General features: G+C 71.2%; 14 protein-coding genes and 1 pseudogene. 8 read left to right on the top strand and 7 right to left on the bottom strand.

Annotation, left to right across the window (positions count from 1 at the left end; translation table 11 throughout):
- Positions 1-21: 21 nt before the first annotated feature.
- The 3 genes from HLK59_RS28795 to HLK59_RS28785 are packed head-to-tail and all read left to right on the top strand — an operon-like array spanning position 22 to position 3,424.
- Positions 22-951 carry a molybdenum cofactor guanylyltransferase gene (locus tag HLK59_RS28795; RefSeq protein WP_171144457.1) on the top strand — a complete coding sequence of 310 codons (930 nt, stop codon included), beginning with the start codon at positions 22-24 and terminating at the stop codon, positions 949-951.
- Positions 948-2,330, top strand: a complete 1,383-nt coding sequence (locus HLK59_RS28790) for a molybdopterin molybdotransferase MoeA (RefSeq protein ID WP_171144456.1) — start codon at positions 948-950, stop codon at positions 2,328-2,330. Before HLK59_RS28795 ends, HLK59_RS28790 begins: the two co-directional genes overlap by 4 nt.
- Positions 2,327-3,424: a potassium channel family protein gene (locus tag HLK59_RS28785; RefSeq protein WP_171144455.1), complete on the top strand. Its 1,098-nt coding sequence runs from the start codon at positions 2,327-2,329 to the stop codon at positions 3,422-3,424. The genes HLK59_RS28790 and HLK59_RS28785 overlap by 4 nt, the downstream gene beginning before the upstream one ends.
- A gap of 3 nt (positions 3,425-3,427) precedes the next feature.
- Here HLK59_RS28785 and HLK59_RS28780 read toward each other — a convergent pair whose 3' ends face one another.
- Both HLK59_RS28780 and HLK59_RS28775 read right to left on the bottom strand, forming a co-directional pair.
- On the bottom strand, positions 3,428-4,276 hold the full coding sequence (locus HLK59_RS28780) for an ABC transporter permease (protein WP_171144454.1): 849 nt from the start codon (positions 4,274-4,276) through the stop codon (positions 3,428-3,430).
- Complete coding sequence (locus HLK59_RS28775) at positions 4,273-5,268, bottom strand: ATP-binding cassette domain-containing protein (protein WP_171144453.1); 996 nt, start codon at positions 5,266-5,268, stop codon at positions 4,273-4,275. Before HLK59_RS28775 ends, HLK59_RS28780 begins: the two co-directional genes overlap by 4 nt.
- Before the next feature lie 209 nt (positions 5,269-5,477).
- Between HLK59_RS28775 and HLK59_RS28770 the strand changes: the two genes are divergently transcribed.
- Positions 5,478-6,458 carry an NAD(P)H-quinone oxidoreductase gene (locus HLK59_RS28770; protein ID WP_171144452.1) on the top strand — a complete coding sequence of 327 codons (981 nt, stop codon included), beginning with the start codon at positions 5,478-5,480 and terminating at the stop codon, positions 6,456-6,458.
- 40 nt (positions 6,459-6,498) lie between these two features.
- Here HLK59_RS28770 and HLK59_RS28765 read toward each other — a convergent pair whose 3' ends face one another.
- Positions 6,499-6,777, bottom strand: a complete 279-nt coding sequence (locus HLK59_RS28765; RefSeq protein WP_171144444.1) for a hypothetical protein — start codon at positions 6,775-6,777, stop codon at positions 6,499-6,501.
- Between the two features lie 566 nt (positions 6,778-7,343).
- Between HLK59_RS28765 and HLK59_RS28760 the strand changes: the two genes are divergently transcribed.
- The gene (locus HLK59_RS28760; RefSeq protein ID WP_171144451.1) at positions 7,344-7,880 is read left to right on the top strand and encodes a bacterial proteasome activator family protein; all 537 of its coding nucleotides are present in this window, start codon (positions 7,344-7,346) and stop codon (positions 7,878-7,880) included.
- Positions 7,881-7,980: 100 nt separating this feature from the next.
- Here HLK59_RS28760 and HLK59_RS28755 read toward each other — a convergent pair whose 3' ends face one another.
- Genes HLK59_RS28755 through pdhA form a run of 3 tightly spaced genes read right to left on the bottom strand, consistent with a single transcriptional unit; the run spans position 7,981 to position 11,589 of the window.
- Positions 7,981-9,402, bottom strand: a complete 1,422-nt coding sequence (locus tag HLK59_RS28755) for a dihydrolipoamide acetyltransferase family protein (protein WP_171144450.1) — start codon at positions 9,400-9,402, stop codon at positions 7,981-7,983.
- A 10-nt stretch (positions 9,403-9,412) separates the two neighbouring features.
- Positions 9,413-10,408, bottom strand: a complete 996-nt coding sequence (locus tag HLK59_RS28750) for an alpha-ketoacid dehydrogenase subunit beta (RefSeq protein ID WP_171144449.1) — start codon at positions 10,406-10,408, stop codon at positions 9,413-9,415.
- 2 nt (positions 10,409-10,410) lie between these two features.
- Positions 10,411-11,589 (bottom strand): pyruvate dehydrogenase (acetyl-transferring) E1 component subunit alpha, encoded by a 1,179-nt coding sequence (pdhA, locus tag HLK59_RS28745; protein WP_171144448.1) that lies wholly within the window; start codon positions 11,587-11,589, stop codon positions 10,411-10,413.
- A 325-nt stretch (positions 11,590-11,914) separates the two neighbouring features.
- Here pdhA and HLK59_RS28740 point away from each other — a divergent pair, with 325 nt between their 5' ends.
- The 3 genes from HLK59_RS28740 to HLK59_RS28730 all read left to right on the top strand — a co-directional run bounded on the left by HLK59_RS28740 (position 11,915) and on the right by HLK59_RS28730 (position 14,266).
- Complete coding sequence (locus HLK59_RS28740) at positions 11,915-12,580, top strand: response regulator transcription factor (RefSeq protein WP_171144447.1); 666 nt, start codon at positions 11,915-11,917, stop codon at positions 12,578-12,580.
- A 103-nt stretch (positions 12,581-12,683) separates the two neighbouring features.
- Positions 12,684-13,106, top strand: a complete 423-nt coding sequence (locus tag HLK59_RS28735; RefSeq protein WP_171144446.1) for a pyridoxamine 5'-phosphate oxidase family protein — start codon at positions 12,684-12,686, stop codon at positions 13,104-13,106.
- Between the two features lie 92 nt (positions 13,107-13,198).
- A complete protein-coding gene (locus HLK59_RS28730) occupies positions 13,199-14,266 on the top strand; it encodes a phosphotransferase (protein WP_171144445.1) in 1,068 nt (355 codons plus the stop codon).
- Between the two features lie 79 nt (positions 14,267-14,345).
- Here HLK59_RS28730 and HLK59_RS28725 read toward each other — a convergent pair.
- A pseudogene (locus tag HLK59_RS28725) lies at positions 14,346-14,710 on the bottom strand (serine/threonine protein kinase); the annotation flags it as partial.

Genomic DNA, 14,710 nt, shown 5'->3' with positions numbered 1-14,710 from the left:
CACGGCACGCATACTCGGGGGGTGACCGCTTACGACGTCGTCGTGCTCGCCGGAGGTGCCGCCCGGCGGCTCGGCGGTGCCGACAAACCCGGGGTGCGGGTGGGCGGCCGGGCGCTGCTCGACCGGGTCCTGGCGGCCTGCGCCGACGCCCGCACGACCGTCGTCGTCGCCACTCCCCGGCCCACCGCACGGCCCGTGACCTGGGCCCGCGAGGACCCGCCCGGCGGGGGCCCGCTCGCCGCGCTCGGCGCAGGGCTCCACCACACCACGGCACCGGACGTCGTCGTCCTCTCCGCCGACCTGCCGTTCCTCGCCGCCGACACCGTCCAGCAGCTGCTGAACGCCTTGCGGACGAGTGACTCCGACGGAGCGCTGCTCACCGACGCCGAGGGCCGCGACCAGCCGCTGGTGGCCGCGTACCGCGCCTCCGCGCTCCGCCGTGAACTGACCGCGCTCGCCGACGCGTCAGACGGCGGTCCCGTTCCCCCCGCAGGCACCGGCCCTACAGGTCCCACCGGATCCACCGGCCCCACAGGACTCACCGGTCTCCCCCTCCGCCGCCTCACCGCAGGCCTCCACCTCACCCGTGTCCCGGACCCCGTCGCGTCGTTCGACTGCGACACCTGGGACGACATCGCCGCCGCCAGGGCACGTATCAGGGAGCATGGGCACGTGTTGGATGAATGGATTTCCGCAGTCAAGGACGAGCTGGGCATCGATCTCGACGTCGACACCGGCGTCCTGCTCGACCTCGCCCGCGACGCCGCCCACAACGTGGCCAGGCCCGCGGCGCCGCTGACGACCTTCCTCGTCGGCTACGCGGCCGCACAGGCCGGGGGAGGCCCGGAGAAGGTGGCCGAACTCGCCCGCAAGGCCGCCGACCTCGCACTCGGCTGGTCCGAGGAGAGCGCCCCGGACGCCACGCCCAAGCCCGGCACGGACGCCGGATGACCGCCCGCACCGGCGCGGACGCCGAGGACGCCGAGGATCTGGACGTGGAGGAGGTGCTCGCCCTCGTGAACGGCGACAACGGCCGCACCCCCGCGGACCGAACGCCTCCGTCGCAGTCCTCGGCGCAGCCCTCGTCGCCCACCGGCGGCCACAAGTCCGACACCCACCACCGCGCCACCTCCTGGCCCGAGGCCCGCGCCATCGCCGGACGCGCCGCCCGGACCGGAACCCGAGCCGCCCGCCGCGCCCCCGTCTCCGTGCCCCTCGACACCGCCCTCGGCCTCACCCTGGCCGCCCCTCTCACCGCCCTCACCGACCTGCCCTCCTTCGACACCTCCGCGATGGACGGCTGGGCGGTCGCCGGGCCGGGCCCCTGGGACGTACGGGACGAGGGTGTCCTGGCCGGGCACGCGGAGCCGCAGCCGCTCACCGACGGGGAGGCCGTCCGGATCGCCACCGGGGCCCGTATCCCCCTGGACACCAGCGCGGTTCTCCGCAGCGAGCACGGCCGTACCGACACCCAGGGCCGGCTGCACGCCACCCGTGACACCCGACACGGTCAGGACATCCGTCCGCGGGGCCAGGAATGCCGTAGCGGCGACCAACTCCTTCCCGTCGGCGCCCTCGTGACCCCGGCCGTCCTCGGGCTCGCCGCGGCCGCCGGATACGACACCCTCACCGTGATCCCCCGCCCCCGCGTCGAAGTCCTCGTCCTCGGCGACGAGTTGCTCACCGAGGGGCCTCCGCGCGACGGCCTCATCCGGGACGCGCTCGGCCCGATGCTGCCGCCGTGGTTGCGCGGACTCGGCGCCGAAGTGATCGCCGTACGACGGCTCGGGGACGATGCCCAGGCCCTGCACAAGGCGATCACCACCTCCGACGCCGACCTGATCGTCACCACCGGCGGCACCGCCTCCGGCCCCGTGGACCACGTCCATCCCACCCTTGAGCGGATCGGCGCCGAACTCCTCGTGAACGGCGTCAAGGTGCGTCCCGGCCACCCCATGCTGCTGGCCCGCACCAAGGAGAACCAGCACCTCGTCGGTCTGCCCGGCAACCCGCTCGCCGCCGTCTCCGGTCTGCTCACGCTCGCCGAGCCGCTGCTGCGGACGCTCGCCGCCCGTCCCGCCCCCGAGCCGTACACCCTGCCCGTACGGGACGAGGCGCACGGGCACCCGTACGACACCCGGCTCATCCCCGTCGCCCTGCGCGGGGACAGCGCCGTCCCGCTGCACTACAACGGGCCGGCCATGCTGCGGGGTATCGCGGCGGCGGACGCGCTGGCCGTCGTACCGCCCGGCGGAGCCCGCCCCGGTCAGGAACTGGAACTGCTCGACCTGCCCTGGGCGTCCGCCGGAATCGAGGTGTGTTTCACGTGAAACTTCCGGGCCATGACGCGATCGCCCGCCAGGCGGACGAGCATCTCGTGACCTATCGGGTGAGACTCCCGAGGAAGGTGGTGGAGCACCCGTTCCGGCAGGTCGCCAAGCGGGTCACCATGGCGCTGCTGCTCCTGGCGGGCACGGCTCTGATCGTCTACGCCGACCACGGCGGCTACAACGACAACTCCGACGGCTCCGTCGACCTGCTCGACGCCGCGTACTACGCGACCGTCACGCTCTCCACCACCGGGTACGGCGACATCACACCGGTCAGCGACGGCGCCCGGCTCACCAATATCTTCGTCGTCACTCCCATGCGTGTGCTGTTCCTGATCATCCTGGTCGGAACCACGCTCGAGGTCCTCACCGAACGCACCCGGGAGGAATGGCGCCTGAACCGCTGGAGGTCCACCTTGCGTGACCACACCGTCGTCGTCGGCTTCGGTACGAAGGGGCGCTCGGCGATTCAGACCGTCTGTGCGACGGGCCTGAAGAAGGAGCAGGTCATCGTGGTCGACCCCAGCTCCAAGGTGATCGAGGCGGCGACCGCCGAGGGCTATGCGGGGATCGTCGGCGACGCGACGCGCAGCGAGGTGCTGAAGCAGGCCGAGGTGCACAAGGCCCGGAAGATCATCATCGCCACCCAGCGTGACGACACCGCGGTGCTGGTGACACTGACGGCCCGGCAGCTCAACAAGGGCGCCAAGATCGTGGCCGCGGTGCGCGAGGAGGAGAACGCTCCGCTGCTGAAGCAGTCCGGTGCCGACGCGGTCATCACCAGCGCCAGTGCCGCCGGCCGCCTGCTCGGACTCTCCGTGCTGAGCCCCGCCGCCGGCATGGTGATGGAGGACCTCATCCAGCAGGGCACGGGGCTCGACATCGTCGAACGGCCGGTCATAAAGGCCGAGGTGGGCAAGAAGCCGCGGGAGACGGAGGACCTGGTGGTGAGCGTCGTACGCGGGCATCGGGTGCTCGGATACGACGACGCGGCCGTCGGGACGCTGGAGCTGACGGACCGGCTGATCACCATCGTGCGGGCGACGCCGGGCTCGCAGATCGCGCCCGACGTCCGCCCGATCCCCCAGGACTGACGCCTATTTGCTGTTGTACAGCCGCATCGTGATCGGTCCGAAGACCGCCACGAACAGTCCCGCCCACCCCAGTGACCAGGCGATCTCGTCGGCGGGCCAGTCGCCCGCCATCAGTTCGCGGACGGCCGAGGACAGATGGGTGATGGGGCTGTTGTTGACGAAGGCCTGGAGCCAGCCCGGCATGGTCTTCGGGTCGACGAAGATGTTCGACAGGAAGGTCAGCGGGAACATCACCATCATGCTGACGCCCATGACGGACTTCTCGGTGCGCAGCAGCAGCCCGAACATCGTCCAGATCCACGAGAACGCGAACGAGAAGACGACCAGGAGCGCGATCCCGGCGAGCACGCCGCCGACCCCGCCGTCCGGGCGGTAGCCGAGGAGCAGGCCGACGGTGAGCATCACCACGGACGCGATCGTGTAGCGCAGGGCGTCCCCGAGCAGATAGCCGACCATCGTCGACGGCCGCCAGATGGGCAGCGTCCGGAAGCGGTCGAAGACGCCCTTCTCGATGTCGATGTTCACCGAGATGCCCGTGTACATGGTGATCATCACGACCGACATCACCATGATGCCGGGCAGCAGGAACTGGATGTACTCCTTCGGGGAGCCGGCCAGGGCGCCCCCGAACAGGTACGTGTACATCAGCACCATCATGATCGGGAACGCGGTGACGTCGAAGAGCTGCTCGGGGACGTGCTTGATCTTGAGGATCGCCCGCCAGCCGAAGGTCAGCGAGGCGGACAGGGCGCTGGGTCGCGGTGGCCGTTCCCCCGAGACGAGCAGCGCGGCGAGGGAGTCGGCGCTGACGGGGGCGAGATCCTGGGCCTCGGTCTGCGTCACGGTGCTCATGCCGCCACCTCGTCCTTCGTGTCGTGGGTGTCGTGTCCGGTGAGGGCGAGGAACACCTCGTCCAGGCTGGGCTGGCCGAGTGAGAAGTTGTCGACGGTGATGCCGGTGCGGGCCAGTTCGGCGAGGGCCCGGGAGGCCTGCTCGGCCGCGCTGTCGCTGGTCGTGCCGCCCAGCCGGGCGGTCAGCGCCACGGGGTCGGGCTCCAGCTGTACGTCCGTGTCCAGCGCCAGCCGCAGCACCTGTTCCGCCTCCGGCCGCTGAGCCGGATCACGCAGCCGCAGATGGACGGACCCGGCGCCCACGGACGCCTTCAGCTCGCCCTTCGTGCCCTCGGCGATCACCTTGCCGCGGTCGATGACGGCGATCCGGGACGCCAGCTGGTCGGCCTCGTCCAGGTACTGCGTGGTCAGCAGCACGGTGGTGCCCTGGGCGACGACCGCGCGCACGATGTCCCACACCTGGTTGCGGCTGCGCGGGTCGAGGCCGGTCGTCGGCTCGTCGAGGAACAGCAGGTCGGGGGTGTTGAGGATGGACGCGGCGATGTCGATGCGGCGCCGCATGCCGCCCGAGTAGTGCTTGACCTGCTTTGCGGCTGCCTCCGTCAGTCCGAAGGCCTCCAGGAGCTGCGCGGCACGCACCCGCGCGGCCTTCTTGTGGTGGCCGAGGAGACGGGCGAGCAGGATCAGGTTCTCGGCGCCGGTGAGGTCCTCGTCGACCGAGGCGTACTGACCGGTGAGGCTCACCCGGCCGCGCACCTCGTCGGCCTCGCGGACGACGTCGTGGCCGAAGACGTGGGCCTGGCCGCCGTCGGGGCGCAGGAGGGTGGCGAGCATCTTCACGGTGGTCGTCTTGCCGGCGCCGTTCGGGCCGAGGACGCCGTAGACCGTGCCGGCCGGGACGGCGAGGTCGACTCCGTCGACGGCCCGGGTCTCACCGAACGTCTTCACCAGTCCCGCGGTCTCGATGGCCAGGCCGGAGGTGTGCTGGCTCATGGTGGGTTGTCCTTCCGCGTGCTGTGGCTAGCGCGTGCTTGGGCTACGCATGGGGAGACCTTTACGGTCGCGCAAACTCATCGGTCGCGCACAGGGAATTTCGAGTGGCTCCGCCCAATTGCCGGGGCCGCCTCCGCCTGACGACCTGGAAGGCTGCGACCGGGGACGGAGGGTCCTCCGTCCCGGGACGGAGGAGTAGCGTCGCCCTCATGCGTGCGATCACGATTCCCGAACCTGGTGGGCCCGAGGCGCTGGTGTGGGACGAGGCCCCCGATCCGGTGCCCGGTGACGGCGAGGTGCTGGTCGAGGTGGTGGCCAGTGCCGTCAACCGGGCCGACATCCTGCAACGCCAGGGCTTCTACGACCCGCCGCCCGGCGCCTCCCCCCACCCCGGCCTGGAGTGCTCGGGCCGGGTCGTCGAGACCGGCCCCGGCGTCTCCGGCTGGGCGGTCGGCGACGAGGTGTGCGCGCTGCTGTCGGGCGGCGGGTATGCCGAGAAGGTCGTCGTGCCGGCCGGTCAGCTGCTGCCCGTGCCCCAGGGCGTCGATCTCCGTCAGGCCGCCGCGCTGCCCGAGGTGACCTGCACGGTCTGGTCGAACGTCTTCATGATCTCCCACCTCCGTCCCGGTGAGACGCTGCTCGTGCACGGCGGCTCCAGCGGTATCGGCACGATGGCGATCCAGCTGGCGAAGGCCGTCGGAGCGAAGGTCGCGGTCACGGCGGGTACGAAGGAGAAGCTGGACCAGTGCGCCGAGCTCGGCGCGGACATCCTGGTCAACTACCGGGAGCAGGACTTCGTGGCCGAGGTGAGGCAGGCCACGGGCGGTGCGGGGGCCGACGTGATCCTCGACAACATGGGCGCGAAGTACCTCGACCGCAACGTCCAGACCCTCGCTGTCAACGGGCGCCTCGCGATCATCGGCATGCAGGGCGGCATCAAGGGCGAACTGAACATCGCGGCGCTCCTGAGCAAGCGCGCCGCCATCAGCGCGACGTCGCTGCGCGCCCGTCCGCCGGCCGAGAAGACGGCGATCGTGGCGGCGGTACGGGAACACGTCTGGCCGTTGCTGGACGGGGGTCATGTCCGGCCCGTGGTGGACCGCGAGATCCCGATGAGCGACGCGGCGGCGGCGCACCGGGTGGTGGAGGAGAGCGGGCACGTGGGGAAGGTGCTGCTGGTCGTGGAGTAGGGGGTGCGTCGGGCAGGCGGGCTTGAGGGCCTGAGAGCCCTCAGACCCGTCGTACCCGCAGGCCGACGAACGCGAGGCCCAGACCGAGCCCGATCAGGACCAGACCGCTGCCCAGCGGCAGGATCCGCAGCACGGGCTCGGTGGGGCGCTCGGCACGCGTGACGGCCTGCCGCACGGGCTGCTGCGGTGGCAGGGAGGCGGCCGGTACGGCCTCCCGCGACGGATCCGGTACGACGGTGGCGGCGTCGGCGGCGGGCTGCTCGTCGGCGGCCTCGCTCCCGACCTCCTCGCCCGCGGCCTCCTCCTCCGCTGGGCCCACCGACTCCTCCTGCCGCCCCGGCCTCTCCCGCCCTTCTCCCGCCCGGCCGACCGGGATGGACTCGGCGCCCCGCACGCCCCGCGTGGACTCGACGTCCGGCGCTCCTGGCGCGGACGCGACGACGTGCACTTCGGGCGTCGAGCGGGGCCCCTTCACTTCGGGTGCCGACCCGCGCCCAGTCACCCCCGGCGTACCGTCCCCGCCCCCCCCCCCCCGTACCGCCTCGACGCCGTACGACGTCCCCGACCCGCACGGAACCGCGACCGCCCCCGTCCCCAGGGCGATCACCAGTCCCGTAGCGCGCACTGTGCGCAGCCATCGCGTCACGGGACCAGCGTCACACCGGCTTGGACTTCCGGCATTCCGGGCGCCGCCGAAGTGCCGAAACAGGCCGAGCTGCGCGGCTCGACCTCCCCCAGCGAGGCGCGGCCGCTCCGTCTCACCCAGGCCCGCGGGGGCGGCGAGTGACGGAAACTTCCGTACTGTAATCCGGACCGTAAACGGTGGATCACCCTCCACGGGGGGCACCCCAGTGATGAGGTGTACCGGTGCGAGAGAATGGCGGCATGGAGATGCCGAGGAACGAACGGTCGCCCGAGCAACCCCAGATCCTGGTCGTGGGCCAGGACGGAATGGCGCTGGGGGGCACCGGGGACGAGGACTCCCGCGAGATTCCGGTGACGGAGATGGTGGAGCAGCCCGCCAAGGTCATGCGGATCGGCAGCATGATCAAGCAGCTTCTGGAGGAAGTGCGGGCGGCACCCCTGGACGAGGCGAGCCGGGTCCGGCTCAAGGAGATCCACCGTAGTTCGGTGAAGGAGCTGGAGGACGGTCTGGCCCCTGAGCTCGTCGAGGAGCTGGAGCGGCTCTCGCTGCCGTTCACGGACGGGGCGACCCCGAGCGACGCCGAACTGCGTATCGCGCAGGCTCAGTTGGTCGGCTGGCTGGAGGGTCTCTTCCACGGGATCCAGACCACGCTGTTCGCCCAGCAGATGGCCGCGCGGGCGCAGTTGGAGCAGATGCGGCGGGCACTGCCGCCCGGTGTCGGCCACGAGGGCGAGGACGGCCACACGGGCGGCCGTTCGGGCGGGCCCTACCTGTAGACCACGTAAACGAAGGGGCCGGCGGGAGAACGCCGGCCCCTTCACTCATGCCTTAGAGCACTCATGCCCTATGGCACTCATACCTCTCGGCACTCATGCCTCACGCCCAGGTGATCAGCCGCTTCGGCTGCTCCAGGACCGCCGCCACGTCCGCCAGTACCTTGGAGCCCAGCTCCCCGTCCACCAGCCGGTGGTCGAAGGAGAGCGCCAGGGTCGTCACCTGACGTGGCTTCACCTTGCCCTTGTGGACCCACGGCTGGAGCTTGATCGCGCCGACCGCGAGGATCGCGGACTCGCCGGGGTTGAGGATCGGCGTACCGGTGTCGACGCCGAAGACGCCGACATTGGTGATGGTGACGGTGCCGCCCTGCATGGCCGCCGGGGACGTCTTGCCCTCGCGGGCCGTGGCCACCAGCTCGCCGAGCGACTCCGCCAGTTGCGGCAGCGTCTTGGCGTGCGCGTCCTTGATGTTCGGCACGATCAGACCGCGCGGGGTGGCTGCGGCGATGCCCAGGTTCACGTAGTGCTTGAGCACGATCTCCTGGTTCGCCTCGTCCCAGGACGCGTTGACGTCCGGGTTCCGCTTGATGGCGACCAGCAGCGCCTTGGCGACGAGCAGGAGCGGGTTCACCCGGAGACCGGACAGGTCCTTGTCCTGCTTCAGCTCCTCGACCAGCCGCATCGTCCGCGTCACGTCGACCGTCACGAACTCCGTGACATGCGGTGCGGTGAAGGCCGAGCCGACCATCGCCGCCGCCGTCGCCTTGCGGACGCCCTTGACCGGGACACGGGTCTCCCGTGCCGTGTCGTACGTCGGTACGGGCGCGGGTGCCCGGACGGGGGCCGGGGCGGTGGGCGCCGGCGTCTCGACGACCGCGGGCTCCGCGGCCACGGCCGCGTGGACGTCCTCGCGGGTGATGATGCCGTCGGGGCCGGACGGCACGATCGTCGTCAGGTCGACGCCGAGGTCCTTGGCCAGCTTGCGCACCGGCGGCTTGGCCAGCGGGCGCTCCTTGAGCGCCGCCACCGGAGCCGCCGTCTGGACCCCGTGGCCGTTCAGCTCGGTCTGGATCGCGACCGAGGCCTCCTGGACCGGCGCGGGCTCCTGCACCGGGACCTGGGGGCCCTTGCGGGGGCGCCGCTTGGTCGAGGACACGGCGACGCCGTACCCGACGAGCACCGGCTGGCGTCCCTCGGGCTTCTTCTCCGGCTCGGGTTCCGGGGCGGTCCTGGCGGTCTCCACCGGGGCCGGAGCGGCCCCGCCCGACACGTCCACCGCGATGATCGACGTGCCCACGTCGACCGTGGTGCCCTCGGGGAAGTGGAGCTCCCGGACGACACCGTCGTAGGGGATGGGCAGTTCGACGGCCGCCTTGGCGGTCTCGACCTCGCACACCACCTGGCCGTCGGTGACCTCGTCACCCGGCTTGACGTACCACTTGAGGATCTCGGCCTCGGTGAGGCCCTCGCCCACGTCCGGCATCTTGAACTCGCGTACGGACGCTTCCGTCATCGTCGTCACGACCCTCTCCTCAGTACGCCAGGGCACGGTCGACGGCGTCGAGCACCCGGTCCAGGCCCGGCAGGTACTCCTCTTCCAGGCGGGCCGGCGGGTAGGGGGCGTGATAGCCGCCGACCCGGAGCACCGGGGCCTCCAGGTGGTAGAAGCAGCGCTCCGTGATCCGCGCCGCGATCTCCGCGCCGGAGCCGAAGAACACCGGTGCCTCATGGACGACGACCAGACGGCGGGTCTTCTCGACCGAGGCCTGGATGGAGTCGAAGTCCAGGGGAGACACCGAGCGCAGGTCGAGAACCTCCAGGTGCTTGCCTTCCTCGGCGGCCGCGTCGGCGACCTCCCGGCAGAGCTTCACCATCGGGCCGTAGGCGACGAGCGTGAGGTCGGTGCCCTCGCGGACCACCTGGGCCTTGTGCAGCGGGCCCGGGATCGCCTCCGTGTTGACCTCGCCCTTGTCCCAGTAGCGCCGCTTGGGCTCGAAGAAGATCACCGGGTCGTCGCTCTGGATGGCCTGCTGCATCATCCAGTACGCGTCGAAGGGGTTGGAGGGGCTGACGACCTTGAGGCCCGCCACGTGCGCGAAGAGCGCCTCGGGGGACTCCGAGTGGTGCTCGACCGCGCCGATGCCACCGCCGTACGGAATGCGTACGACGACGGGGAGCTTGACCTTGCCCAGTGAGCGGGCGTGCATCTTCGCGAGCTGCGTGACGATCTGGTCGTACGCCGGGAAGACGAAGCCGTCGAACTGGATCTCCACCACCGGGCGGTAGCCGCGCAGCGCGAGGCCGATCGCGGTGCCGACGATGCCCGACTCGGCGAGCGGGGTGTCGATGACCCGCTCCTCGCCGAAGTCCTTCTGGAGTCCGTCCGTCACCCGGAACACCCCGCCGAGCTTTCCGACGTCCTCGCCCATGATGAGGACCTTGGGGTCCGTCTCCAGGGCGCGGCGCAGCGATTCGTTGATCGCCTTCGCCAGGGCCACGTTTTTGAATGTTGCGGCTTCGGCTGCCATGGTCAGACCCCCTCTTCCTCTGCGAACGACGCCTGGTAGGCGGCGAACTGGGCGCGCTCCTCGTCGACGAGCGCGTGTCCGTCCGCGTACGCGTGCTCGAAGACGGCGAAGTGGTCCGGGTCCGGCATGGCGCGGACCGCCTCGCGTACTCGCTTGCCCAACGCCTCGGACTCGGCGTCCAGTTCCGCGAAGAATCCCTCGTCCGCGTGGTTTGAGGCCTCAAGGTACTGGCGAAGGCGCAGGATCGGGTCCTTCGCCTCCCAGGCCACGCGCTCCTCGTCGGCCCGGTACTTGGTCGGGTCGTCGGAGGTGGTGTGGGCGCCCATGCGGTAGGTGTACGCCTCGACCAGGGTGGGGCCCTCGCCGTTGCGGGCCCGCTCCAGGGCCCACTTGGTGACCGCGAGGCAGGCCAGCACGTCGTTGCCGTCCACGCGCACGCCGGGGAAGCCGAAGCCCTGGGCGCGCTGGTAGAGCGGCACCCGGGTCTGCTTCTCGGTGGGCTCGGAGATCGCCCACTGGTTGTTCTGGCAGAAGAAGACGACGGGGGCGTTGTAGACCGCGGAGAAGGTGAAGGACTCGGCCACGTCGCCCTGGCTGCTCGCGCCGTCGCCGAAGTAGGCGATGACCGCGCTGTCCGCGCCGTCCTTGGCGATGCCCATCGCGTAGCCGGTGGCGTGCAGTGTCTGGGAGCCGATGACGATCGTGTAGAGCTGGAAGTTGTTGGTGTTGGGGTCCCAGCCGCCGTTGTTCACGCCGCGGAACATGCCCAGCAGGTTGGTCGGGTCGACCCCGCGGCACCAGGCGACGCCGTGCTCACGGTAGGTCGGGAAGACGTAGTCGTCCTCACGGGTGGCTCGTCCGGAGCCGATCTGGGCGGCCTCCTGGCCGAGCAGCGAGGCCCACAGGCCCAGCTCGCCCTGGCGTTGCAGCGAGGTGGCCTCGGCGTCGAAGCGGCGGGTGAGCACCATGTCGCGGTACAGACCGCGGAGCTCTTCGGGGGTGATGCCGGCGACGTACTTGTCGTACCTGGCGTCCTTGACGCGCTTGCCTTCGGGCGTCAGCAGCTGCACGAGCTCGGGCTCGGTGCCCGGCTGCTTCTTGGTGGACGTGCGCTTGCCGGCCGTGCTCTTGGTACTGGCGCTGCGTCGCGATGTGCGCGCGGCAGTGCTCTCCACGGTCACGTGTGCTCCTCCGTCGGTCCGGCTACCCGGGTTCGCCGGGCGCCAGTGCGGCTCACCTGAAGCCCGATGGCCGCACGGGGTGGGTGCGAGACCGGTCGGGAACAGGCGTGACAGGTGCCCCGGCGAGCGCCCTGCAACAGGCACGTTACCCAGTGCTCCACAATTCTGTGAAACCCCTCCTGACCTGCGGTTTTACTTGGATTTCCAAGTAAAGAACGCAAAATCGGGAACAGTCGCTGGTCACAGCCTTGCAGGAGGCCGGAGCAACGGCACGTTATCCCGGGTGCCCAGGTCACGGGAAGAGTTTGTGTGTTTGACTTGCCGCGTGCGCGATGACGGAAAAATCACCGTATTTCTGCTCGACGACCACGAAGTGGTCCGGCGCGGCGTCCATGAGCTGCTCTCGGTGGAGGACGACATCGAGGTGGTCGGCGAGGCCGGTACGGCGGCCGACGCGCTGGTCCGGATCCCGGCCACCCGGCCCGACGTGGCCGTCCTCGACGTGCGGCTCCCGGACGGCAGCGGGGTGGAGGTCTGCCGGGAGATCCGGTCCGGGGACGAGAACATCAAGTGCCTGATGCTGACGTCGTTCGCCGACGACGAGGCCCTCTTCGACGCGATCATGGCGGGCGCCTCGGGATATGTCCTCAAGGCCATCCGCGGCAACGAACTGCTGACGGCCGTACGCGATGTCGCCGCCGGCAGGTCCCTCCTCGATCCGGTGGCCACCGCGCGCGTGCTGGAACGGCTGCGGGACGGCGGCACCGCCAAGGGCGACGACCGGCTCGCGCACCTCACCGAGCAGGAGCGCAGGATTCTCGACCTGATCGGCGAGGGGCTCACCAACCGGGCGATCGGCGAGCGGCTGCACCTGGCGGAGAAGACGATCAAGAACTATGTGTCGAGTCTGCTGTCCAAACTCGGTATGGAGCGCCGCTCGCAGGCGGCGGCGTACGTGGCACGGATGCAGGTCGAGCAGGAGCGTCGCTGAGCCCCACAGCGGGCGTGGCGCGGGCCGATTGCGGGCGTTTCGCGGCCGTATTAGGGACCAAAGACCCCTGCCCCGACCATCGCGTACGGCCGACATTGGTCGTATGCCCTCCGACGAACAGCTCGCCGTCGATCTGCTCGCCCGCACCGACTACGGCCGGGTGGCCACCAGCATGCGCGCCCTGCCCTTCCTCGCCTTCGCCCGGCACATCGTGGACGACGGGCGGCTCCTGCTGCGACTGCCCGGGAACTGCGGCTACCACCGGGCGTGCGTCGGCGGCGTCGTCGCCTACGGCGCGGACAACCTGAGCTCGGCCCGGCCGGGCGAGGGGCTGTGGTCCGTCCAGGTCGTCGGCGAGTGCACGGCGTACGAGCCGACGGTCGCCGAGCTCGCGCGGTTCGGGCCGGCGCCCCGGGTCGTGGACGGCAAGCCCTACGAGCCCGTCTATCTGCGCGTCGAGCCGCAGTTCGGCACGGTCCACTCGACCGACGGCGCCCTGGAGAGTCACTTCGCGCACATGCCGTGACCGAAAGCGACTGTCTGTGACAACTCCCAGCTCACAGGCCCGGCTTGTGCCCTAGCATCTGGCGCGTGCCGCGCCCTTGTGTACCACCCCCCATGCCTCACGCGCCCCCGTTGCGGGCCCTCCTCAGCCAGTACGCCGCCGGTTCCGCCGTCACCTGCGAACCCGTCGACCAGGGGCTGCTGAACCGTGGCTACCGCCTGCGCACGACCCGCGGCCACTACTTCCTCAAGCACCACTTCGACCCCGAGACCGCCGACCCGGCCGCCATCGCCCGCCAGCACCGCGCCACCGAGCGGCTGGCGGTCCTGGGCGTCCCCGTCGCCCCGCCCCTGCCCGACCGCTCCGGCCGCACGGTCGCGGTCGTCGGCGGCCACGCCTACGCCCTCCACCCCTGGATCGAGGGCCGCCACCGCCACGGGGGCCAGCTGACACCGCAGCAGTGCGGACGGCTGGGGGCGCTGCTCGGGGTGGTGCACGCGAGCCTGGAGCGGGTGATGCCGGTGCAGGGGCGAGCACCGGGCGCGCGAAGCGGGACGCACGCCGCGCCGCAGGTCCCCACGCCCGCACCGAATCCCACGCCCGCCTCCCGCGCCAAGAGCGTCGAGAGCGTCGAGAGCGCCGACCCCGTCGACACCTTCGCCCTCATCGATGCCCTGCTCACCCGCGTGCGCCGACACCGTCCCGCCGACTCCTTCGACGAACTGGCCCGGCACCGGCTCCTGGAGCGGCACGCGGACCGGCGGCCGCCGCGGGGCGGATGCGTGGGGTGGGTGCACGGAGACTTCCACCCGTTCAACCTGCTCTACCAGGGGGACGCCCCGGCCGCGATCGTCGACTGGGACCGGCTGGGGGTGCAGCCCCGCGCGGAGGAGGCCGTACGCGCCGCCGCGATCTTCTTCGTACGGCCCGCGGGGGCGCTCGACCTGCCGAGGGTCAGGGCGTACGCGCGCGCGTACCGGCGTACGGCGGGCGCCACGCCCTCGGAGCTGACGGCGGCCGTCCACCGGGTGTGGTGGGAGCGCCTCAACGACTTCTGGATGCTGCGCTGGCACTACGAACGCGGCGACACCCGCGCGGACCCCCAGTTCCCGGCCGCCTCGGCGCTGGCGGTGTGGTGGACACGGGAGTACGAGGCGGTGTGCGAGGCCTTCGCCGACTGAGCCGCCCGGCGGGGAAAACACCACGCGCGCGTACGGTCCGTTTCCGGTCCGCACGCGCGCGTGAAGGTGTACTGCTGCGTCAGCCGCCCTCTACGTCACCGGTGGTGCCGCCCGCGTCGGTGCCGCCGTCCGTCTCCGTCGGCTCCTGCGTCGGCTCCGCGGTCGTCGGCTCGGCGGTCGTCGGTTCGGCGGTCGTCGGCTCGTCCGTCGGCTCCGCGGTCGTCGGCTCCGCGGTCGTCGAAGGGGTGTACGACGGCGTCGGCGACGGGGTCCACGACGAGCCGTTGTTGGCGGAACCGTCGTCGGTCTGCTCGTCGGTCGCCTCATCCGTCGCCTCGTCGCTCGGCGACTCGCTGGCCGTCTCCGAGGGCGTCGTCGAGGTGGTCGGCGACTGCGTGGTGTCGTCCCCGGCCCCGCCGCCCCCGCCGCCGTTCAGCGCCAGGG

This window comes from Streptomyces sp. S3(2020), assembly GCF_013044505.1.
Lineage (GTDB): Bacteria > Actinomycetota > Actinomycetes > Streptomycetales > Streptomycetaceae > Streptomyces.
This window is presented reverse-complemented; position numbering and strand designations above follow the sequence as displayed.